Source organism: Neolewinella lacunae, assembly GCF_014349155.1.
Taxonomy (GTDB): Bacteria; Bacteroidota; Bacteroidia; order Chitinophagales; family Saprospiraceae; genus Neolewinella; species Neolewinella lacunae.
In genome coordinates this window covers 82,797-106,844 of the sequence record NZ_JACSIT010000139.1, presented here as the reverse complement: position 1 = coordinate 106,844, position 24,048 = coordinate 82,797, and the positions used below count along the sequence as shown (strand labels likewise).

The window sequence follows — 24,048 nt, the reverse complement described above, 5'->3', positions numbered from 1 at the left end:
GGCCGGAGGCTCACTTTACACTCACTAGTATATGAAACTTAATCAACTTTCTCTTTAACTCCGATGGCCAGCCATTTGTTACGTTTTTCCCATTAATTTTCTCCTGGAAAGTGTTAAAAAAGGCTTAACGTTCGGCTTCCACGGTTTCCGGCAGGGGCATTTTTCCGGTTTTTGCCCTAAATAGTTTCCACCAGAAGAGCGGTTTTACGATTTGTTTGCGCAATTCGAAGTCCGTGTACATCCTACAGAGTACTTCAATGACCTTAGGGTTGGCTGCGACGATGCCGGTGAGCAAATTTGTCAGCCATTTTATTTGCATGATTTGCTGCATGCGGTAGCTCAGGCGCAACTCGGTGCGCAACACCCGGGCGATGCGCACGTCGTACGCAGCCAGGAAGGCGGCGTCGAAGCGATTTTCGGCCAGGCATTTTTCGGCCAGTTCTGCGGCGATGAAACCGGAGTAGGTGGCGTTGCCGATGCCTTCGCCGGTGAGGGGGTCAATGAGGTGGCCGGCGTCTCCCGTCAGCAGGTAGTTGTCTCCGGAAAGGGTGCGCTCTTTCGAGCCGAGGGGAAGGCCGTAGCCTGCGGTGGGATCAATCTGTTCGGCGTTGGCGAAGCGGGGGGCAAAATCCGGCGAAGCAATGATTTCATCGAGGGCTTCGCGGAGGTTGATTTTTTTCTTCTTGACAATGTCGGACCGCATGCCGAGCCCCACGTTGGCCTGGCCACCGGGCAGGGGGAAAATCCAGAAGTAGCCTGGGTTGTACTTCTCCAGAAAGTGCAGTTCGATGAAGTTATCGGGGTGAAAGCCGGTAACGCCCCGGTAGTAGGCGCGTACGGCGGCGGCGTAGTGGTCGTGGTCTACCTCCTGCCCGGCTTCCTTGCGGCTGAAGCGGCTGTGGGCACCGCTGGCGTCGATCAGCAGGCGACACTCCCAGGCGGGGCCACCGTCTTTGGCCTGGATGCGGTAGCCGGTGGGCGTTTTTTCGTAGCTGCTGATCTCGGTGTTGAGGTGGAGCTCGATGTTGGGGCGGCGGCGAACTTCCTCGATCAGGAAAGCGTCGAAATCGAGGCGCTTGGCAACGTAGCCGGGAGCCTCGTCGGGGATGCGCTCGTAGCCCACCTTGAAAGGCAACTCGATCAGTTTTTTAGACGGGGGATAAAAGCGGATGCCCCAAACATCGACCGGCCGGAAGCGCTGCCGGAAACGGTCCATGATCGCCGGGTCCAGGCGATTGAGCAGGGTAGGGACCTTTCCGCTCAGCGCATCTCCGCAAATTTTGTCGCGGGGGAAGCCTGCTTTATCGATCAGTACGCACGGGATACCCAGGTAAGACAGGCGCAGGGCCGTGGCCGCACCGGCGGGGCCAGCACCGATGATGGCAATGTTCGTTGGTTGGTAGGGAGAGGGCATGGAGCGAAGGTACGGCTTTGGGCCCACTGGCCTTCCCCCGCTTTTGTTCCCCACCCCCGGCACCTGCGTCCGCGCAAAAAAATATGACCTTCCAATGACGATTTGCTGCCCGGTGAACGGACGGGAAAACTTTTCGTCTTTGTCCGCCGTTCCTTTAGCTGAATGATAACCTTAAACCAGAAGCCCGCCCGAACTGGCGGCCAGTGCCAATGGGGCGCTGCAACACCCTGAATAATGTCTAAGCAAAAAATTAAGGGCACTAAGCTCAAGGCCCGCGACTTGGCGCGCGCCATTCTCAAAGAACTCCAGCACGACGACCGCAAGCAGTTCAATCCCAAACAACTCATCCGCAAACTCAAGGTCAAAAACAGCGTCGATAGCGCCTTGGCCGCTCTGGTGCAACTGGAAGCGGACGGGAAAGTCCGCGCCACCGACAACTTCAAATACCAATTGGCCCGCGACTTCAGTGAAAAGCAAAGCTCCGACTACGCCGAAGGCCGCGTTGACCTGACCCGTACGGGCGATGCCTACATCGTTATTGAAGGGGACGACAACGACATCTTCGTGCCCGCCCGCCGCCTGAGCAACGCCCAGGACGGCGACAAAGTGAAGGTCCGCTACTGGACGCCTCCGCGCCGCCGCAAGCCGGAAGGCGAAGTGGTGGAAGTACTGGAGCGCAGCGTAACTCACTTCGTCGGTACGCTCATGGAGTACCCCAAATACGCCGAAGTAGTAGTGGAACAGCCCGGCGGCCACAAACTGGCCGTTGCCGTTCACCGCGCCGAAATGCTCGGCGGACAGAAAGACGATAAAGTGGTCGTCCGGATTGACGACTGGACCCCCAACCGTTTCGGCCAACTGAGCGGGACGATCACCGCCGTGCTCGGAGCCGAAGGCAGCAGCGAGATTGAAATGCAGAGCATTTTGATCAATAACGGTTTCCAGATCACCTTCCCCGAAGACGTCGTTCGCGAAAGCGAGGCCCTGCCCGCCAACATCAGCCCCCAGGAGATCAACATCCGCCGTGATATGCGGGAGGTGACCACTTTCACCATCGACCCCCTGACGGCTAAAGATTTCGATGACGCCCTCTCCATCCAGATGCTCGAAAACGGACAAATTGAGGTTGGCGTCCACATCGCCGACGTCAGCCACTACGTCCGGCCCGGCAGCGCCCTCGATAAAGAAGCGGCGGCGCGCACCACGAGCGTTTACCTCGTAGACCGCGTGTGCCCGATGCTGCCCGAGCGCATCAGCAACGAATTGTGTTCGCTGCGTCCCCACGAGGATAAGCTGACCTTCAGCGCCGTATTCACCCTCGACCCCAAAACCCACCAGATCCGCAAACGCTGGTTTGGCCGCACCGTAACCCATAGCGATCGCCGCTTCACCTACGAAGAGGCGCAGGAAGTGCTCGATACGGGCGAGGGAGACTTCCGGGAGGAACTCGTTTTGCTGGACCAGATTGCCCGGACGCTGCGCAAGAAGCGCTTCAAAGAAGGTTCCATCGACTTTGCGACCAACGAAGTCCGCTTCCGCCTGGCCGAAGACGGCACGCCGCTGGAAGTGTACATCAAGGAGCGCATCGATACCAATATGCTCATCGAAGACTTCATGCTGCTGGCCAACCGCGAGGTGGCCACCTTCATGGTCGAAAAGGCGGAAAGCCTGCGGGAGGTCATCCCCTTCGTTTTCCGCGTTCACGATGAGCCGGACTTCGATAAGGTACAGGAGTTGGCGCGATTTGCGGAGGCGCTGGGCTACGAGATGGACCTGCGTTCGCCGCAGAGCATTGCCAAAAGCTATAATGCCCTGTTGAGCAAAGCTGCCGAAGACCCGCTGGTAAAGATGCTCTCGCCCATCGCCATCCGCACGATGGCCAAGGCGGTCTACACCACCCAGAACATTGGCCACTATGGCCTGGCCTTCGCTAACTATACCCACTTCACGAGTCCCATCCGCCGCTACGCCGATGTTTTGGTGCACCGCATCCTCTTCGCCAACCTGGAAAAGGGAAGCCTCTACAAAACCAACCCGCTCAAGCTGGAGGAACTTTGCAAGCACATCAGTGCCCAGGAACGCAAGGCGGTGACGGCCGAGCGGGAATCCATCAAGTACAAGCAGACCGAGTTTATGCTCGATAATGTCGGCAAAGAATTCGATGGCGTGATCAATGGCCTGGCCGACTTTGGCGTCTTCGTAGAGCTGACCGAGAACTACGTGGAGGGGATGATTTCTTACGACGACATGGACGAGCCCTACGACATCGGCGCGGGCAAGCTCTTCATCACCGGCCGCAAGAGTGGCAAAAAGCTCAAGATGGGTGACAGTGTGCGGGTGCGCATCGAAGACGTTGACCTCACCCGCCGCCGCATCGACATGGCCCTGGTGGAGGTCCTTCACGCGCACGAACACGGGCCGGCGGCCACCAAACCCGCTGCCAAAAGCACTCCCCGTACCAAGGCAGCGGCCCATCAGCACGCCAAGCCGGAGAAGGGCGCGGCCGCAGGTGCAAAGCGCGGTGGAGGAGCGAGGCGTGCCAAGGCGCCGGCGGCTACCGGTGGACGGCCGCAACGCCGTGGCCCCAAAAAATAGGGATGGTCGATTCAGGCAGGCAGCATCTGGCTTATTTACAATTCCTGATTTGCCCAGCTTGGCAGGGCCAGGCCGGGTGCGCGTACAAGAAAGGCTTTTTGACAATGTTAAAAGTCAGCGGGTTACGTTTGTGTGTTGTATCTTTGTTTTCGATGTTACTCAGTGGTGATACGTCCCTCGTGAAGGAAAGGTGAGTGCTGTACGGCCTCATTTGCCCTCCTGAATGCAATGAAGCGCGCGTCTTGGCCCGCGTTTCTGTCGCTTACAGGCAGGATATCCGGGCGGGAATCGCTCCCAATTCTTGCGAGACGTATAAAATTGTTCCTGTGTTTTTGCGGTTCACCGCCGCCCTGCTTTGAGAGAAGAGTAACAGTGTTTTTGTTTTTCTGTAATCTCAAGAATCGTGATCTTATGACAAAAATCCTACGCACTTTAGTGCTTGGGTTGGCGCTTCTACTTACCAACCTCCTTGCGGCCCAAACGGATAGTGTTGCCCTGGTTACCATTGCCAGCGTAAACATCACTTTGGACGATCTCTGCAACGCCACCGTCATCCCCCAGGAAATTCTGGTGGGAGAATTTGACGCGGATGGCAACGGCAACCTTCCTTACGATGCTTTCACCATTACGGTGGAGGACAGCGACCCCTCCAACGGGCCCGTGATTGACCACTGCGGAACCTTCCGGGTAGTTATTACGGCCGAAGGAATTGCCGGTTTCACCACGGGCTGGATGACGGTGGTGGCCGAAGACAAGACCCCGCCCGTCTTCACCTCGGTACCCACGGCTCCCGCCGGGCCGCTTTACTGTACGGCGATCGAGGGCATCGACCTGGGGCTACTGGCCAACACGGTTAACCGCTGTTATTCGGTCAATACCCGGACCAACAGCATCGTTCCCGGCACCCTCAACCCGGCCCTGCTTGCGCGTCTGCTGGCGGGTGGTGGCCTGCCCGAGGTGACGGACAACTGTTCGGAAATCGTGGAAGTTTGCGTTAACGACATCGTTACGCGCTCCTCCGTGGACCCGCTGTGCAACGACGTGGAACTGACGCGGACCTTCACGGCAACCGACGGCAGCTGCCCGAGCGCTTCCGGTGAAGAAAATGCGCCGGCGGTGGCCAGTTACAGCATCACCTTCGTTCGCCCCACGCTGGATGACCTCGACGTTTCGAACATCCCCGACGTAGTGACCATCGAATGCGATGAACTGAATGCCCTGGGACTGGACTTTGGGGATGTTCCCGCCCCCCAGCCCGGTGATCTTCCCTTCCTGAACGGCCCGGACGGCACGCAGATTCCGCTGGTTTTAGGACAAGGGGCTACCTTCTGTAACCTTGGCCTCACTTACGAAGACTCGCCGGTGATTCCTACCTGCCCGCTGGCCTACAAAGTCATTCGTACGTACACCGTTATCGACTGGTGTGCCCCCGAGGACGTCCGCACCTTCACGCAAATCCTCAAAATCGGGGACTTTACGCCCCCGACCTTTACGGCACCTACCCAAGACCTCAACTTCGATGGTTTACCCGACGTAGGACCGCTGCAGTTTGTTACCAACGCTGGCAACCAGTGTGGAGCCTACATTCGCCTGGATATGCCGGGCATCCGCTTAGTGGATGCCTGTTCGGGAGCACTGACCCTGCGTGCCGATATTTTCCCCAACGGTAACACCAATGCTCCCAGCATCGGCACCGTTTTTCTCAACCTCAACAACGTCGGTGCGGAAATCTCTCCGCTCCTGCCCGTGGGCAACCACGTGATCCGCTACACTTACCAGGATGATTGCGATAACCGGGACTTCACGGACGTAGACATCCGGATCATAGACGGGACGGCTCCCGTTGCGGTATGCGAAGACGGGCTTAACGTCAGCCTTACGGCAGGCTTATCCCAAACTGGGGATGGCAGTCTGGGCCTGGCGGTGCTCACCCCGGAGATGCTGGACAACGGCAGCTACGATGATTGCTCGGGCGTACAACTCGCCATCGGGCGGGTACGGCAAAACGCCAACGGCACTTACCAACTGCTGGCAGGAGCGAGCTACGGCCAGCGGATTGAGGTGACCTGTGCCGATCTCGGCGAAGTATTGGTGGGCCTGCGGGCGACCGACGCTGCGGGCAACGTAAACTACTGCTGGCTCAGCGTGCTGGTGGAAGACAAGCTGGCCCCCACGTGTACGCCACCCGCCCCTGTTTTCCTGACCTGCCAGGCGTACGAAGCGGTTGGCCTGCCCGCCATCATCCAGGAAGCCAGCGACGAAGAACTCGACGCGGCCTTTGGCACGGCAGCCGGCGAAGACAACTGTGAGGTGACCCTCACCCAAACCATCACCGGAGGCATCAACAGTTGTGGGGTAGGTACTTTCACCCGGACCTTCACCGCAACCGATGGGGAGGGTTTTACCAACCTACAGATTTGCCAGCAGCGGATTACGGTCAGCGCCGTGCACGACTACATTATCAGTTTCCCCGGGGATACGGAGGCCTTCTGCCGTATGACGCCAAACATCGGCGGAGTAGAAGTCATCCGTAGCGCCTGTGATCTGATCACGACGGAGGTCAGCACCGATACGCTGGAAAGCACGGTAGACGAATGCTACAAACTGCGCATCGAGTACCTGGTCATTAACTGGTGCGAATACAACACTTTTGGGCAGCCCTACCTCCTCCCACGGGATTTTGACGGAGACAACAACCTCCGCGAACGCACCTTCCTGCATCTCCTGCCCCGCAGCCTGACCACTACGACGGACGACACCGCCGTTCTGGATGCTGATGCCATCCGCAACAACAATGGCTTTACCTGGCCGGTGGATGATGGCAACGACAACGATGGAACGGATGACCACAACGGCAACGACAACAACGACAATTTCACCTACGGCGTCGATAACAGCCGGGGTGCCTTCCGCTACATTCAGTACGTAAAGATTTACGACGAGGAAGCGCCCACGATTACGGAAAACAATCAGGAGACCTGCTTTGAAGCCCTCGGGGCCAACTGCACCGGCGATGTCGTCCTGCGTTTTGAATTGACCGACGAGTGTACGGCCCAGGAGCAACTGGGCTTCCGGATTGAACTGGACCTGGACTACGAACTGAGTGCAGGTTTTGACCGCACCCGCCTGTTGTTGCCCGGTGAAGTCAGCGACAACGGCGAGGGTGACTACACGGTGACCCTGGCCAATGTGCCCACGGGCAGCCACGCCATCCGGGTACGCGGTACCGACGGATGTGGCAATGTCGACGTGGAAGTTATCGAATTCTGCGTAGAAGACGCTAAAGCGCCCACGCCCATCTGCATCGGCCAGCTTACCGTCACCCTTATGCCAAACGGTGAGGGTGGGGGCAACGCCGCCATCTGGGCTACCGACTTCATTGCCAGCGAAGTCGAAGACTGCTCCGGCACCGTAACTTATTCTATCTACACAGAAGCAGAGGCCAACGAAGCCGGATTCACTCCCGTGGCGGGCCGCGACGGCATCCTTCTGGACTGTGAAAGCGACGCTACGGTTCCCGTGCGGGTTTACGCCTTCGACCCACTGGGGCGGGCTGACTACTGCGCGGTATTCGTTCTTGTCCAGCGGGCCGAGAACGCCTGTTTGGAGGAGAACCGCAGTTCCATTGGTGGCACCATTCTCTCCGAAAACGGAGTTGCAGTAGGGGGCGTGGAACTGACCCTTACCGGGGAGATTGAAAACCTGGCCACCCTGAGCGACGGGCAAGGGCGCTACGTTTTTGATGGGCTGGTAGTGGGCCGCGACTTTACGGTCGACGCCTTCTTCGATGACTACATCAACCACAGTCAGGGCATTTCCACTTTTGACCTTGTGTTGATCACCCGCCACATACTGGGACTGGAGGATCTGGGCTCGCCCTACCGTCGTCTGGCGGCGGATGCGAACAACGATGAGGAGATTACGGTGCAGGACATCATTGCCATCCGTCGCCTCATCCTGGGCCTGGACGACAGCTACAACGACAATACGGCCTACCGTTTTGTGGATGCTGGATTTGTATTCCCCGTGGCGCAGAACCCCTGGGCTACCAACTTCCCTGAAGTGGTCAACGTCAACAACCTGGCCGCCAACGTCCGGGATGCCGACTTGATTGCCATCATGGTAGGAGACGCCAGTGGAGACGGTATCCGTCGTCCGCGGGGTGTGGCTGGAGAACGGGCGTTTGCGGCTGAAAACATTGCGATGATGGCTGGTAACACCTACGAAATCGCACTGGAAGCTGGTGCAACGGCCGGTCTGGCAGGTGTACAGGGTACCTTCGTTTTTGGCGAGGGCGTCCGGATTACCGGCCTGGACTACGGACAATTGGAGGCGGGCAACGTCAACCCCGCCTACCTGGGCCGGGGAATGATACCCTTTAGTTTCCATACGCCGGACGGCCTGGCTACGGCTTTGCCTTTGCTGCGGGTGACGGTAGTGGCGGAACGCAACGTGACGCTGCGGGAGGTCCTTTCCGTGAACAGTGAAGTGGTGTACGCCGAGGGCTACACTGCCGCTGGCCAGCACCAGGGCCTGGCCATTGACTTTGGCGATGCGCCGGAGACGGAGGCCCCTGCGGCGCTGCTGCAAAACGTCCCTAACCCGGTAAAAGAATCCACCGTCATTCGCTTCCGCGCGGAGACGGGCGGCGCGGGTGAACTGACCATCCGGGATCTTACGGGCAAGGTGGTCAGCCAACGCACGCTGGAGCTAAGTGCCGGCGAAAACCAGGTGACAGTATTCCGGGCAGAATTGGGCGCGGCTGGTGTCTTTACCTACACCCTGCGGGCCGGCGACTTTACGGCTACCCGGAAAATGATTGTGCAATAAACGTTGCCGGTTAGGTGGCCGATGCGGATTAACCCGGGCCCGGTGCGGCAGACAGCGCTTTGTAAAAGAGGCCGTTTGCTGCTCCGGGTCCGGTGCTGGCCTGAGTGGTCGGTAGTATTTCCGGGCTGAAGGGTGGGGCATTGCTCCTTCCCCGTTCCCGGCACCTGCGCTCCGGCGCCCCATAACAACAGCTGCGCAGCAAAATGAGGCGGGCGCAGTGCGAATTTTGATTGCTCCCCGCAGGATGCCGGAAAATAGCTACCTTAGCGGGCGGAAATACACATTAGAGGCCATCGTCTTGGATTTATAATCCCGATTCAATGAACATACCGATTTTGTACCGCGGCCTTGGGGCAACGGCATTGTTGCTTTTGGCTACGTGTTTTCTGCGGGCGCAGGAAACCAAAATTTACGTTGAAAATGCCAGTGGAACTTCCGATGAGGAAGTTCTGGTGAGCGTCCGGGGCATTGGCCTGGAGCACGTCGTCGGGATTCAGTTTTCGCTGACCTGGGACACCCTGGCGCTCGAATTTGTTGGGGTGACGGACATTGCGCTGGGCGGGACTTTTGAAGACAACTTCAATCGCCGGCAGGTACAACAAGGCCGGATTGGCTACCTGGAATTCGACAGTAACCTGCGGGGGTTGATGCTGCCCGACAGCAGCCGTCTTTTTACCCTGCGCCTGTTGCCCCTGCGGACGGTCAGCCTGGAAACGCCGATTGAATTTACGGAAATCCCCGTCGGCTACTCCTTTTCGGACAGCCTGAACCAGGCGGTAACCACGACCCTGGTGCCGGGGGTAGTCATCATCCAGGGCTCCTCTTCGCTGACGGCGATGGGGGAAGACGATCGCTTTCGGGTGGCGCCCAACCCTTTCAGCGACTTCAGCCGGATCACGCTGGATCTCCAGTACACCAGCAAGGCGACGCTGGAGTTGCTGGATGCGGGGGGGCGGACCTTGTTCCGGCGTCCCTGGTCCATCAGCTCCGGAACCGTAAACTATGAACTTTCAGCTGCGGATTTTCCTGCCGACGGCACTTACATTGTACGAATTACCACAGACCGGGAGCAACTGCACCGCAAAGTGATTTTTCAACGGCGTAGGCGCTAAGCGGGGTCTTTCCAAAAGCATTCGATTTTAATCCCATCAACTGAAATTTTAGATGAAGCTATTTTACTACTTGCTGTTGGGCGGGCTGCTGTCTTGCTTCGCCACCAGCCTTAGCGCGCAACCCCTCGGCCTGATTGTTTCGGACGACGACGGTGCGGTAGGCGAACAAGTGTGCGTCAACCTCATTGGCACCAACTTCAATAACATTGCTGGGATACAGTTTACGGTCAGTTTTGACCCGGCGGTGCTGGCTTTCGTTTCAGGAACGGGCAATATTGGAGGCGTGAATATGTCCTTCATCAACCAAGCTGCGAACCCGGGTAATATCCGGGCGGTGTGGAGCCCCTTCTTTGCTACCAGTTTCACCAACGCCGGGCCTTTCACGTTCGGTACCATCTGCTTCAATGTTTTGCAGGAAGTGGAGACGACGGTAAGCATAACCAGCAACTCCATCCCCATCGAAATTACGAACGATAACGAAATGATCGTGTCCAACTTCACGGTGAGTAATGGAACGGTCAACGGGGGTACGGGTGGAATGCCTACCTGCTCCGACGGCATCCGGAACGGCAACGAAACGGGCGTTGATTGCGGTGGAAGCTGCCCTCCCTGTACACCAACGCCCACGTGTACGGACGGCATTCGGAATGGTAATGAAACGGGTATCGATTGCGGCGGAAGCTGCCCACCTTGCACGCCCACGCCCACGTGTACCGACGGTATCCGCAATGGGAACGAAACGGGCATCGACTGCGGAGGCAGTTGCCCACCGTGTACCACTACGCCTACCTGTTCCGACGGGATTCAGAACGGCACGGAAACGGGTATTGACTGTGGCGGCAGTTGTGCGCCGTGTGCAACGACGGGTGGCCCGGATACGAACTGCGGCATGGGCACCAATAACTTCAGCCTGTGCCTGGGCGATGCCTGTGGCATTGCCCAAGGTGGCCAGGCCTGTATCGATATTACGGTGGGCAAGTTCACGAACATCACCTCTTTTCAGACGGATATCAACTTCCCCGCCGGGCGCGTAAGCCTGGCTTCTTTTACTTCCAATCCTGCTTTGGCAGATCCTCTGCTGGTCAATATGCGCAACAGCGGGCAGGTGCGCGTCATTTATTTTCAAGCCGACCAGAACGGGGTGACTTTCCCGGATGGCACCGTGATTGGCACCGTTTGCTTTACCAACAACGGGGGTACGGCGGCTACGGTACTGGACCTGGCGGACATCACCGCCAGCAATACCACCGGGCAAGTTCCTAACCCCATCGCCAATGACGGCTCCGTCAATGGCTGCGGGGGCACGCCCCAACCTACGTGTTCGGATGGTATTCAGAACGGCACGGAAACGGGGGTTGACTGTGGCGGAAGTTGTGCGCCGTGTGCAACGACGGGTGGCCCGGATACGAACTGCGGCATGGGCACCAACAATTTCAGCCTGTGCCTGGGCGATGCCTGTGGAATCCCCGCTGGCGGCCAGGCTTGCATCGACATTACGGTCGGGAAGTTTACCAACGTGACTTCTTTTCAATTCGACATCAACTACCCGGCGGGCAGTCTGGCGCTTTCTTCGCATACTTTTGACGCTGGATTGGTGGATGCTCCGCTGGTGAACATGCGCAGCAGCGGACAAGTACGGGTAATTTATTTGCAGATGAGCCAGACGGGGGTGAGCTACCCCGACGGTACCGTACTCGGGACGATCTGTTTTACCAACAATACCGCCGGGACCAAGATTCTTGATTTGGCGGACATTTCCGGAACCACCACTACCGGCATCATTGCCAACCCCGTGGCCAATGATGGTTCCGTCAACGGTTGTACGACCGCACCCACCTGTTCCGACGGCATCATGAACGGCACGGAAACGGGTATCGATTGTGGTGGCAGTTGCCCCCCTTGTACGACTACCCCAACCTGTTTCGATGGCATCATGAACGGCACCGAAACGGGCATCGACTGCGGCGGCAGCTGCACACCCTGCAATACGGGTGGTGGCGGACCGGACACGAACTGCGGCATGGGCACCAGCAACTTCAGCCTTTGCCTCGGCGATGCGTGTAACATTGCGCAAGGGGCTAACGTGTGTCTGGACATTACGGCTGGCAATTTTAACGGCGTTACGGCTTTCCAGACCGACATTACCTTCCCCAGCGGGCGGCTTTTTTACCAGAGCATTACCACCTCACCGGTCTTGGTCGACCCCATTCAGGTCAACGTAGTGAACGCCGGCACGGTACGCTTGCTGTACTTCCAAAACGATCAATCGGGAGCGACCGTGGCCAACGGTGACGTGATTGCCACCGTGTGTTTCACCAACCAGATGGCGGGAATCACCAACCTCAGCCTGGGCAACATCACGGCGAGTGCAAGCGGCGGCCAGGTGCCGAACCCCATTGGAAACGGAGGCTCCATCAACGACTGTACGGTGCAGCCTACCTGCAACGATGGCATCCAGAATAACGGCGAGACGGGCATTGATTGCGGTGGCCCGAACTGTGCCCCCTGCCAGTCTACGGCATGCGGTTCGAGCCCGACGGACGTGGAAATTTGTGTGGGTAGTGAGTGCGCGGCCGCAGGTGCAGAGGTCTGTGTACCCGTGTACATCAGTAATTTCGACGCGCTGGGCGGTCTCCAGTTTTCCTTGAACTATGCCCCGGCCAACCTGCAATTTACGCGGGTCATTCCCAACGCGGCTCTGGTGGAAGGCACCTCCCCCGGCAACCCATCGGATGGAAGACTCAACGTCATCTGGAACGACCCTAACCTGACGGGGGTGACTTTGGCGGCCGACGCGATAGCCTTTGAGCTTTGCTTCACGGTGGAAGTTGCTGCGGCAACGCCGCTGACCTTCTTCAACCCCGCCACTACGCTGCGGGCATTCGACGACCAAGGTACGCGGGTACCCGCCACGGGTGGCCCCGGCGCAGTAAACGTAAACTGCACTACGCCCACCTGTACCGACGGCATCATGAACGGCGACGAGACTGGCATCGACTGCGGTGGCAGCTGTGCGCCTTGTAACACGGGAGGCGGTCCGGATACCAGCTGTGGCATGGGCACCAACAACTTCAGCCTGTGCCTCGGCGATGCCTGTGGAATTGCCCAGGGGGCCCAGGCCTGTATTGACCTTACGGTGGGCAAGTTCACCAACATTACGGCTTTCCAGGCGGATGTGGAATTTCCGGCGGGCAGTGTCAGCCTGGTAAGCTCCTCTTCTGATCCAGGTCTGGGTGACCCCCTGCTGGTCAATATGCCCAACAGCGGGCGGGTGCGCATTATTTACTTTCAGCAGTCGCAAACGGGCGTTACTTACCCCGATGGCTCGGTAATTGGTACCCTGTGCTTCACCAATAACAGTGCGGGAACGACCAACCTGACCGTGACGAACATCACGGCCAACTCAACCACCGGTCAACTGCCCAACCCCATTGGCAATCCGGGGATGATCAACGGTTGTACGGTCACGGAAACCTGTACCGACGGCATCCGAAACAACGGAGAAACGGGGGTAGACTGCGGTGGCCCCAACTGCGCACCCTGTGCGGCCAGCCCGCTTGGGCTCGACGTTGGGGATGGCACGGCCAGCGTGGGGCAGCAGGTGTGCGTTGAGGTCGACGTGGCCAATTTTACCAACCTGACGAACCTGGCGCTTACCCTCAACTTTGACCCCGCAGTACTCCAACTGGCCTCCGTCACGGCCAACTCTGCCTTGCCTGGCTTTGGCGCGGGCAACTTCAATACGGGCACGGCAGGACAGGTGAGGGTGACTTACACTTCGGCCACACCGCGCACCCTGGCCAACGGACAGGCCCTGTTTACCGTGTGTTGGACCGTCTTGACGGGCAGTGAGACGACCGTCTCGATCACCAATGCCACGGCGACCAACGGCCAGGGCACCAACCTGACGGTTAACACCAGTAACGGAACAATTAATGCGGGTGGCGTGGTGACCTACGATAACCTGACCCTGGTATCGGGGGATGCCGACGGAGCAGTAAACGACGAGGTATGCGTGGATGTGCGGGCCTTCAACTTCGAGAATGCTGCCTCGATGCAATTCGCCATCACCTACGATGCATCAAAATTGGAGTTCGTCAGCGCAACGTCTACCGGCGCACTGGCTGGCTTGCAGGGCTTTAGTCCTACGCCCGGAGTAGTCCGCGTTATCTGGTTTGATCCCAACGTGGAGGCCAATTCGGTGCCAGATGGCAACAGTATTCTTTCCCTCTGCTTCCGGGTGCTGGAAGTCTGTGAAACGCCGGTGGAAATCGTTTCCCTGCCGGGTTTTACCGCACAGGTCAGTACCCCCGAAAACCAACCGATTGTGCCTTTTGACCGTGTGGCGGGCACCATCAACGAAGGAGAAAATTGTGGTGGGGTGCCGGATAACCTCGTCCTTGACCTCGGCAGTGCCGATGGCGCAGTAGGAGAGGAGGTTTGTATTGGCATTGTGGTGACGGACTTTACCTCCATCACCAACCTGAGCTTTTCGATCACCTACGACGCTACGGCCGTGACTTTTGCCCGCGTGGCGAACTTTGGCCTGCCCAGCATAACGGCAGCCAACGTGACCAATCCAACTGCTGGGGTTTTGACCTTTAACTGGACTGCCCCGGGAACGGCCGGACGTACTCTGGCGGACGGTCAGCGCCTGCTCAACGTCTGCTTTACGGTAGACCGCCTGGTAGCGACCAATGTCAATTTTGCCAATAGCCCCACGCTGGTGCAGGCGCGCAATGCCAGCGGACAGAACGTCGGGGTAATCCCCATCGGCGGCAGCATCAACCCCAACGCGCCCGTCATTGATGGCCTGACCTTCCAGATTGGGTCGGCCCAGGCTTCGGTGGGCGATACGGTGTGCCTGCCGGTTATTGGCTACGAAGCCATTGACCTGGTATCCTTCCAGTACACGATCAACTACGACCCCGCCGTCCTGGCCTACGTAGGCCGGCAAGCCAGCTTTGCTTTCAACGGCAACTTGCTGGTCAACAGCAGCCAGCCTGGTGTCCTGCGCATCATCTGGTCGGACGACAACGCCATGGGCAATACCCTGCCCGATGGGGGAGCCTTGTATGACCTTTGTTTCCGCGTTCTGGCCAGCACAGCTACTACGGTTTCCTTCGGCAATACCCCAACTGCCATCGAATTTGAGACGCTCACCGGCATTGTGAGCTCAGATCTGCTGAACGGCCAGGTCAACGGCGGCTCCGCGCCAGCCATCGTAGATGCCAACGTCATCGCCCCCTTCTGTGCGGGAGGAAATACCGGATCAATCAGCCTTACGGTGAGTGGTGGACCCAGCCTGACCTACCGCTGGCTCCCTAACGTTTCTACTACGGCGACGGCGAGCAACCTGGCAGCGGGTGTCTACTCTGTGACGGTTACCAACGGCAGCACCGGGCAAACCACCACGGGCAGTTACACCCTGGTTGATCCCACACCGCTTTCTTTACAGGTTGGTCCCGTCAGCGGGGTCACCTGCAACGGAGAAGAAGACGGCAGCATCACCCTGCAGATTTCGGGAGGGCAAGCCCCTTACACCATTGATTGGAGTGGTAACCTCCCCGATAATGTTTTGGCCCAAAACAACCTGGACGGAGGATCTTACTCGGTTACCATCACCGACGACAACGACTGTGTAGTCAGCCAAACCAATATTATGGTGTCAGAGCCCGCTTCCCTTCAGGTTGGTGGCACGCCGGTGGACATCCGCGACGGCAGCGGCGGGGTAAACCTCGTCGTAACCGGCGGCCGTAATCCCTATACTTACGCCTGGACGGGCCCCGGCGGCTATACCTCGACGGTGGAGGACCCCGCCAACATCACCACCCCTGGAACTTACTGCGTTACGGTGACGGACAATGCTATGTGTACCCGTAGCCAGTGTTTTGCCGTGATTGAAGCCTTGGCCGTAGTTTCTTTCACCGTAGATCCTGGTTGTTTCGGCGAAGACAACGGATCGATTGACATCACCGTCCGCGGTGGCACGGGGAACTACAACTACCAGTGGAGCCAGGGTGGATCACCCCTTCCGCAAACGACCCAAGACCTGAACAACCTGAGTCCGGGCGATTATACCGTTACCGTCACGAGTGGAATGAACACGGTAGTCTCCACCATCACCGTTGATGCGCCTGCCCAGTTACGTGCCCGCGGAACGGTTACGGCTGCGACAATGGGGAATAATGGTGCCATCACGTTGACCCCCACGGGGGGCAATGCGCCCTATACTTTCCAATGGGATGACGGCCCCACCACCCAGAACCGCACGGGCCTGGCTCCCGGAGAGTACTGCCTGACCATGACCGACGAAAGCGACTGTACCCGCAACGTTTGCTACACCGTAGGGGCGGCAGCCATTGCTTTTGTGGCCACTTCCACCCGTCCCGCTTCTTGTGTCGATGAGGCCGATGGGGTGATTCGCCTGGTAATTGCCAACGGCGTCGGTCCCTTCGTAGTACGGGTAGAGCCCGTGGGCCTGGAAGTTACTTCCGATACGTCCACCATCGAAATCTCTGTTGCGCCCGGCACCTACGAGGTTACGGTTACCGACGAACAAGACGGCATGCTGATGGTCAGCCTAACGGTCGGTGCCCCCTCCGCCATCGTACCGAGTTCTACCGTTGTTTCTGACACCGAAGACACGAACTGTTCCGGAATGGTCAGCCTCTCTTTGGCTGGCGGCACCGGCCCGTATACTGTTCGGTGGAACAATGGACAGATGGGGCAGACCATCACCCAGTTATGCGCCGGAGCTTACGTCGCCACCATTACGGATGCCAACGGCTGCACAACCCTTACCGATACCCTTCGGGTTGGCCGGATTGACGAAGTGCTCGAGGGGATTTCTGACGTCTCTTGCCAGGATGGTACCGATGGATCCATCAACGTCAGTATCTCTGGCGGCGTGGAACCTTATACTTTTGCCTGGCGTCGAGCTGGGGAAATGACCGTGCTGGCCACCACCGAAGACCTTTTGAGCAGTGAGCAGCTTTCCGTGGGTGCCGGAGCATACACCCTGAGCATTAGTGATGCAACGGGGGCGACGCTGGTGCGCAACTACACGGTGGGAGTTACCTCCGGCTTCCAGGTTACGGCCTCCGTGGTATCCGATTACAATGGATTTGGCGTAAGCTGTCCTGATGCTACCGATGGCCGGATCGTCCCCGTCATCAGCGGACAGAGCAGCTACACTTTTGAGTACATTCTGGGTGGTCAGATCATTGGCATTGACAGCGTCTTAGAGAACGCGGCGGCCGGGACCTACACCCTGACGGTCCTCGACGACGGTGGTTGTGAAATTGTGCGGACCCTGACGGTTACGGCCCCTCCGGCCCTGGTCCTTACCCCAACGATCACCAACATCAGCTGCGGGGAAACCCGCGATGGCGTCCTTTCCGTTGCCGTAAGCGGCGGTGCGGGGGGCAATACCTTCCGCTGGTCTACCGGCGCAACTACCCCCCGCATCCAAAATCTGGGGGCTGGAGATTACGGCCTGACCGTCACTGACGCCAACGGCTGTACCGAAACAGCCAGCTACTCATTAACCGAACCCGCAGACCTCGCCCTCACCTTTGTAGCTACCGACGCTACGGATGGCTGCAACGGGGCCATCCAGGTCTTGCCACTTGGTGGAAGTGGTGAGTACCGCTTCAACTGGCCCCAATTGCCGGGAGTAGGCAACTCGGCACTGGCCGCTAACCTCTGCCCCGGGGAATACACCATTGAAGTGAGTGACGGCAGTGGCTGCCAAACCGTAACCATGGTGGCCACCGTGCTTGATCGGCGTTTTCCTTGCCTGAGCACCCGTGAGGTGATCAGCCCCAATGGCGATGGCCTCAACGAGACCCTCGTCATCTTCTGTTCAGGCGATGAAACCGCCGCCAACAACAACCTCGAAATCTTTAACCGCTGGGGACAACTCGTTTACGAGGTAGCCGACTACGACTGTAGCGAAGATGGTGGCCTCCAGTGCTTCGAAGGACGCACCAACGACGGTGTGCTGCTTCCCGCTGGCCCCTACTACTACGTTTTCGAATTCTCTAATCCCTTGGGCGAACGCATGCAACAGCGCGGCTCCTTCACCATCGTAAGAGATTAGCAACCTTTTTCGGAGGCGGTCCTCCCCCCCCGGGGCCGCCTCCACCTCCCATCCCATCCCAAAAACGAACAAGCCCCCCGCTCCTATGAAAAAACTGCTACCCTCCCTGGTGTTATTGCTGGTAGCCTTCGGCGCACTCCGCGCCCAGGATGAAACCATATTTAACCACTACGTACAAAATCCCATTATCCTTAATCCCGCCGCAGCGGGATTTGCGGATGAATACGTCGTTTTTCTCAACGCCCGTGCCCAGTGGTCGGGATTTGAAGATTCCCCCAAAACCATTGCAGCCCGCATCAACGGCCCCATCGGCCAGAGTTTCGGCATCGGGGGAGCCATCTTCACCGAATCGGCCGCCCAACAGCGCCGCCTCAAAGGGCAGGTTGACGTAGCTTTTCGCTTCGGGCTGGGGGAAGCCGTACGCGATGTGCAGCCTTTCCAGGCGGCCTTTGGCTTTTTTACGCAGTTTCAGCGCCTGACCCTGGACCCCAGCATCCTGAATAATCCACAAATTGAGCCCGGCGACCTGGAAATCATGCGCTTACTCGACGGCCGCAACCAATTCGATGCAGGCATCGGCGTTTACGGCAGTTACCTTGATCGGGTATTCGGCGGACTGACCATCAACAACCTGGTCAGTAACCGACTCAAGAACATCTCCGGATCCAACACCAACGAGGGCCTCAATTTTACTTTCCTCCTCGGGCAACGCTTCAAGGTGGAAGAACTCAACGTGAACCTGACGCCCAGCATCATGATCCGCGACGTGCAGGATGCGCCCTTCATGATGGACTTCAACCTCCAGGCAGGTTTCCTCAATGACCAGTTCATCGCCGGCCTCTCTTACCGCTATCTCGGGGCCATCGGTCTCTTGCTGGGCACCAACCTCAACGGGTTTCAGGTCTACTATTCTTACGATCTGGGATTCGGCGGCTTTCAACCCTACAACAATGGCAGCCACGAGTTTACCGTCGGCTACGCCCTTAGCCGGGCCAGTGTAGTGGAAGCCCAGCGCCGCAGCGTCCGCGAAGAAGGAAAACGGTAGGGTAGTTCAGTAGTCTAGTAGTTCAGTAGTCTAGTAGTTCACTAGTTCATAGTTCAGTAGGTCATAGTTTTTATATGAACTAGTGAACTATGAACTATTAAACTACTAAAGTCCCATCAGCAGCAGGGTGGGATCCTCGAGCAATTGCTTGACGCGTACCAGGAAAGTCACGGAGCTGCTGCCATCGATTACGCGGTGATCGTAGCTAAGGGCGAGGTACATCATGGGGCGGATCACCACTTGTCCGTTGATCGCCACCGGCCGCTCAATGATGTTGTGCATGCCCAGGATGGCGCTTTGGGGCTCATTCAGGATGGGGGTACTCAGCATACTGCCAAACACCCCACCGTTGGTAATCGTAAAGGTGCCGCCCTGCATTTCCTCAATGCTCAGCTTATTGGCCCGGGCGCGGGCGGCCAGGTCCTTGAGGCCCTTTTCGATGTCGGCAAAGTGGAGACTTTCGATGTTTTTGATGGGCGGTACCACCAGGCCGGTTGGGGTGGAAATGGCAAAGCTGATGTCCACGTAATCATGGTATTGCAGGCTCTTCCCTTCGTCGGTCAGGGAGGCATTCACGTCGGGCATCTCCAGCAGCGCCTGTGCACAGGCCTTGGCGAAGATGGACATGAAACCGAGCTTAACGCCGTATTTCTCTACGAATTTGTCTTGTACCTTGTTGCGCAGGCTCATCACCTCGGTCAGGTCCACCTCATTAAAGGTGGTCAGCATGGCCGTCTCGTTTTTCGCGCGTACCAGGCGGGTGGCGATGGTGCGGCGCATGCGGCTCATCTTTTCCGTCCGCTCACCGCGGCTGAAGTTGGCGGGTGCGGCCGGGGCTTTGGCGGGCGCTGCCGCAGGTGCAGGGCTGGGGGACGCAGGAGCGGGGGAAGCGGCGGCCTTCTGCGCGTCGTCTTTCGTGATGCGTCCGTCGCGGCCCGTACCGTTTACGTTTGCGGCGTCAACGCCAGCCTCGCGGAGAATCTTCCCGGCGGCAGGGCTGGGTGTACCGGCAGCGTAGTTCTGCTGGGGCGCGGGCTCGGCCGGTGCAACGTTGGCCTTGGGCGCCTCCGTGGTAGGTTCCGGGGCCGGCTTAGTCGTTTCCTCTTTAGGGGCGGAGCTGCCCCCGTTGGCCGTTGCACTGGTGTCAATCTTGGCCACCAGGGCACCAATCTTTAGGTCATCGCCTTCGCTGGCTACGTAGATCAAACGCCCCGCAGCCTCGGCGGGGAATTCCAGCGTGGCCTTGTCGGACTCAAATTCACAGATCATCTCATCCACCTCCACAAACTCCCCATCACCTTTTAACCAAGCAGACAGGGTGACTTCAGTGACAGATTCCCCGATGACGGGAACTTTCATTTCGACAATACTCATGGAGGGCAAGAATTTAAGCTTTGAATTATCCAAACCTAACAAGTTTTCCCCCGCCAGGTTGCTGACCCGCCCGGAGATGTTTTACGCTTGGGCTGGCAAAGGTCGTTTAATTTCTCCGGCGGGCCAAGTGCCCCTTTTCACCCCGAAAAAAAATCCTTGCGGCTCACCACCAACCAAAACGCCGGAATCACCCCACAGGGCAATTCCGGCGTCGGAAATAAAAAAGGCCCGCACGTACGTACGGGCCCCGGGCTGTAGGAGAAGGAGTCGAACCTTCAAGAGGGGGTTAGTCAGTACGAGACTGATTTATCCCCGGTACCCTCACCCGCGAGACAAGCGGGCACGGCTGCCAATTTCGTCATCCTACATTATGTGGTGCTTCCAGCGAAGCACCGGGTTGGCTGTAGAGGCAGGAGTCGAACCTGCAAGGGGTGGTTAGTCGTGGTACCTTGCTCCGGAGAGGCGAACTGCCCCGCAGCACCGTGCCGTGATTTATTCCTGGTTCCCCACCCGCGAGACAAGCGGGCATGGCTGCCAATTTCATCACTCTACATTGTTTACGAACAGCACCGTTGTTCCGTTCTTGCATTGGCAAAGATGCAATGATCTGCCCCGATTGTGCAACAGATTTCACTAAAAAGATTTAATTTATGTATTCCATTTAACGAAATGGACGTATCGTTGATTTATGTTCAAAATCACTATCCTCTTCGCCCCTTTGGTTGCGATTCAGATAAGGCGGCAAAGCAAGTCGTTGAGGGGAAGTGGGTGCCTTCAGGCTTCGGTTGCAAACCAAAGTTCCATCCCTGGCGCTCCCGAACGGTAATCAATGGTGATTTCTTCGCCTGCGGCAATGGTGCGCAGGGCGACGAAGCGGATTTGCTCGAAGTCGTAATCCAGCTCAAACTCCGCATTGGGCTCCCCCGAGTGGTTGTAAAGTGAGCCTAAGCCCAGGGCAATAGCGGCCTGCTCGCCGTCCCACTGGAAATAATAATCGTGCAAGTGGGTGCGGTGAACCAGCGCGCGGTCTTCCGCCGACAGCAGAATGACGGGTGCCAGTTCAATAATGGTTCCCGCCTCAATGGCCCGTGCAGTAAAGACCCCCCGCCCCCCGAGAGCGCTGGGCGCAACAAAAAGGTGGGGCAACGACAGCATCAAACGATGAGTTCGCCATTGGCGTCGGTGGTGAGAACTTCCGTGAAGTAGTCAAAAAACGGCCGCAATGCCAGCAGCGCCTCGTGGCTCAAATCGAGCAGGCCCGCCGAAAGCACTTCCTTTTCCGTGAACTCGCGCATGGCGTAAAACTGCTTGAAGCGCAGCAAATCAATGTTGGGGTGGGCTTTGTCGTAGCCCTGCGGTGCCGTCTTCAGCTTTTCGCCCCGCATCTCGCCGAAAATCCGCACGAAGTCCTTATTCGCCATGATTGCCCGCAGCGGGCCGCCATCCACGGCCAATTCCTCCCGGACCCGCTTCAGGTCGTGGCTCTCCATATCGTAAAAACCACCTCCCACGATGGACTCCGCCGGCGAGAATTGGTAGTAGTACCCACCCCGGCGCAACTTGCCATCCCGGACGAAGTAACCCGAAAGCGTAGTCTTATACGGGTCCTTGTTTTTGCTGAAACGCACGTCCCGGTAAATGCGGAACATCGATTTTTTTCCGTCCGCCGTCTCCAGCACGTCGCTCTGGGCCAGGCGGTCCAGCAGCGCCTGGGCAAATTCCGCCACGTTGGCCCGGGCCGCGTCGTAGGCTTTTTTATGATCCTGAAACCATTCACGGTTGTTGTTCGCAGCGAGTTCGCGCAGAAAAGTGAGGGTAGCGGGCTTAATCTGGGCCATAGCGGGAGGAGGAAAAAGAGGAAGTTGCGGGCACGGCACAAGCACGCGGCCCAACCCCAACAAAAGTCAGGACCGGGGCAGAAAGTTCAAACGCGGTTGGGGAATCCTTAATCTATTCCCGTAGTGTCTTCTTCGGCCATCAGCCGATTGAGGATATGGCCCAGTTCCTCGGCAGTCAGGTCGGTGCGGGAGTGGGCAAAAAAGGTGCGTTCCTCCGAAGGATCGGAGACGATGGCGACAATTTCACTGATCACCTCGTCGTCCATCCTGACCGTAAGCTGGACGCGTTCGCCCTCCGGACCCCGGAAGCTGGCCCAGCGCTCGTAGGCGTAGTCGCTTTCAAGATCGTGTAAAAGCTTGGTCACGTCGCGGTCCGTAGCAAAATCCCGGGTATTAAACGTCAGCAGGCGGGTGGTGCCGAATTCCTGGGCGAGCGCGAAGATGAGTTCCTCCTCGGGCTCGTCGGTGGCCAGGTCGCCGATGTCGCTGGCCAGGCTGATGAGCCAGCCAGGGACGCGTACGGCAATGTTCTCGCCGCCTTTGCGGTGCTGCCGGATGAAGTCACGCACCACAGGGTTCTGGGCCGGAAGAATGGAAGGCAAGGCGCCGAGGCAAAGCAAAATAAGTAAGGTTCTGAACATAACAAAGGAGTTTGTGATTAGCAGAAATGGGGGGCAAAGCAGTTGCGGAGCGCCGGCCCTAGCCTGGCGCTCCGCTGCATACTACTCGTTATCCAAGGCTTTTTGGAGTTGGGACAGTTTCGTCAGGTCCACCCGGCCGATGAAGCTGAGCATGGCAAAATTATCGGCCGCGCCCACCAGCAAAAACAGTTCGCTGATGACGGCTTTTTCGTCTTGAATGAAGGCCTCGACGTTGTCGCCGTCTTTCGTCCGGACCTTAAAAAGGAGCTCGTAGCGGTCCGTCGGGATCCGGTTTTTAGCCTCTTTCCACAGGGCGGTGGCGTTCACATCGGTATGCAGTACGCGGATGCCCTGGATGTCCTGGACCACTTCGAGGATGGCCTTGACTTCCGCTTCGTCGAGATCATCGAGATCAAGATCGGCATCGCGGAAGAGTTGGAAGATTTTACCGCTGACGTAGACGGCGGAAAAATTTTGGTCATCGACGTATTCGCTGAAGTAGGTCGAGATGGCGTCTTGGGGCAATTTTTGCGCGGTCGCAGGTGCGAGGTAAAAGACGAAGAGCAGGGGGAGGAGGAGGTATTTCACGGTTGTTGATAATTAAAGGAGTGGGAGAAAAGGTTGGGAAAGCTCAACGCAGGGCTTCAGTTGCCTGGCGAAGTTCCCGGACGGTGATGCGGGGGCCACGGTTGAGTTCGGTGCTGGCCGTTTTGAGGGCGGCGCGGAGTACGCGGTAGGCTTCTTTTTGGTCGGTTATCTCGTACTTGCTCCAGTCTACCGGCTTGGCTTCGGCGATGGGGAAAGCACTGAGGGGCTGGGTGGGGCGTTGCCAGCCGTTGGCCACTAAGACCAGGGCCAGGGCGACGGCAACGGCGGCGAGCCAGCGCAGGGGCAGGCGGCGGGCGGGCCGGGACTTCCGTGGCGCGGTAACGTCACTGGCCGCCGTCCAGTAGGCAAACAGGGGGGCGTAGTGGGCCAGGTCGGGGTCAACGTCCCCGGCGCAGAAGTAGTGGCGGAGTTGCGCTTCTTCGGCCAGGGTGCTTTCCCCGGCAAAGTAGCGGTCCAGGAGGGCGGAGGCTTGGGCAGAGGTCATAA

Annotated in this window: 12 protein-coding genes; 5 read left to right on the top strand and 7 right to left on the bottom strand. The window is 58.2% G+C overall.

Annotation, left to right across the window (positions count from 1 at the left end; genetic code table 11):
• Positions 1-124: 124 nt before the first annotated feature.
• Entirely contained in the window at positions 125-1,414 is a 1,290-nt protein-coding gene (locus H9S92_RS15650) for an NAD(P)/FAD-dependent oxidoreductase (protein WP_187467633.1), read from the bottom strand.
• A gap of 234 nt (positions 1,415-1,648) precedes the next feature.
• Here H9S92_RS15650 and rnr point away from each other — a divergent pair, with 234 nt between their 5' ends.
• The 5 genes from rnr (at position 1,649) to H9S92_RS15625 (ending at position 19,100) form a co-directional block, all read left to right on the top strand.
• Positions 1,649-4,009, top strand: coding sequence for a ribonuclease R (gene rnr / locus H9S92_RS15645; RefSeq protein ID WP_187467632.1), 2,361 nt, complete (start codon positions 1,649-1,651; stop codon positions 4,007-4,009).
• A gap of 411 nt (positions 4,010-4,420) precedes the next feature.
• Positions 4,421-8,839 (top strand): T9SS type A sorting domain-containing protein, encoded by a 4,419-nt coding sequence (locus tag H9S92_RS15640; RefSeq protein WP_187467631.1) that lies wholly within the window; start codon positions 4,421-4,423, stop codon positions 8,837-8,839.
• A gap of 320 nt (positions 8,840-9,159) precedes the next feature.
• Positions 9,160-9,951: a T9SS type A sorting domain-containing protein gene (locus H9S92_RS15635; protein WP_187467630.1), complete on the top strand. Its 792-nt coding sequence runs from the start codon at positions 9,160-9,162 to the stop codon at positions 9,949-9,951.
• A gap of 52 nt (positions 9,952-10,003) precedes the next feature.
• Positions 10,004-18,055 (top strand): cohesin domain-containing protein, encoded by an 8,052-nt coding sequence (locus tag H9S92_RS15630; protein WP_187467629.1) that lies wholly within the window; start codon positions 10,004-10,006, stop codon positions 18,053-18,055.
• Positions 18,056-18,140: 85 nt separating this feature from the next.
• Entirely contained in the window at positions 18,141-19,100 is a 960-nt protein-coding gene (locus H9S92_RS15625; RefSeq protein ID WP_187467628.1) for a PorP/SprF family type IX secretion system membrane protein, read from the top strand.
• Positions 19,101-19,205: 105 nt separating this feature from the next.
• Here H9S92_RS15625 and odhB read toward each other — a convergent pair whose 3' ends face one another.
• From odhB to H9S92_RS15595, 6 genes are all read right to left on the bottom strand, one after another.
• Positions 19,206-20,474, bottom strand: coding sequence for a 2-oxoglutarate dehydrogenase complex dihydrolipoyllysine-residue succinyltransferase (odhB, locus tag H9S92_RS15620; protein ID WP_187467627.1), 1,269 nt, complete (start codon positions 20,472-20,474; stop codon positions 19,206-19,208).
• Positions 20,475-21,248: 774 nt separating this feature from the next.
• The gene (locus tag H9S92_RS15615) at positions 21,249-21,629 is read right to left on the bottom strand and encodes an SET domain-containing protein (protein WP_246463917.1); all 381 of its coding nucleotides are present in this window, start codon (positions 21,627-21,629) and stop codon (positions 21,249-21,251) included.
• A complete protein-coding gene (locus tag H9S92_RS15610; protein WP_187467625.1) occupies positions 21,629-22,312 on the bottom strand; it encodes a DUF2461 domain-containing protein in 684 nt (227 codons plus the stop codon). The genes H9S92_RS15615 and H9S92_RS15610 overlap by 1 nt, the downstream gene beginning before the upstream one ends.
• Positions 22,313-22,419: 107 nt before the next feature.
• The gene (locus H9S92_RS15605; RefSeq protein WP_187467624.1) at positions 22,420-22,953 is read right to left on the bottom strand and encodes a DUF4252 domain-containing protein; all 534 of its coding nucleotides are present in this window, start codon (positions 22,951-22,953) and stop codon (positions 22,420-22,422) included.
• An 81-nt stretch (positions 22,954-23,034) separates the two neighbouring features.
• A complete protein-coding gene (locus H9S92_RS15600; RefSeq protein WP_187467623.1) occupies positions 23,035-23,541 on the bottom strand; it encodes a DUF4252 domain-containing protein in 507 nt (168 codons plus the stop codon).
• Positions 23,542-23,584: 43 nt separating this feature from the next.
• Entirely contained in the window at positions 23,585-24,046 is a 462-nt protein-coding gene (locus H9S92_RS15595; RefSeq protein ID WP_187467622.1) for a hypothetical protein, read from the bottom strand.
• Positions 24,047-24,048: the final 2 nt, after the last annotated feature.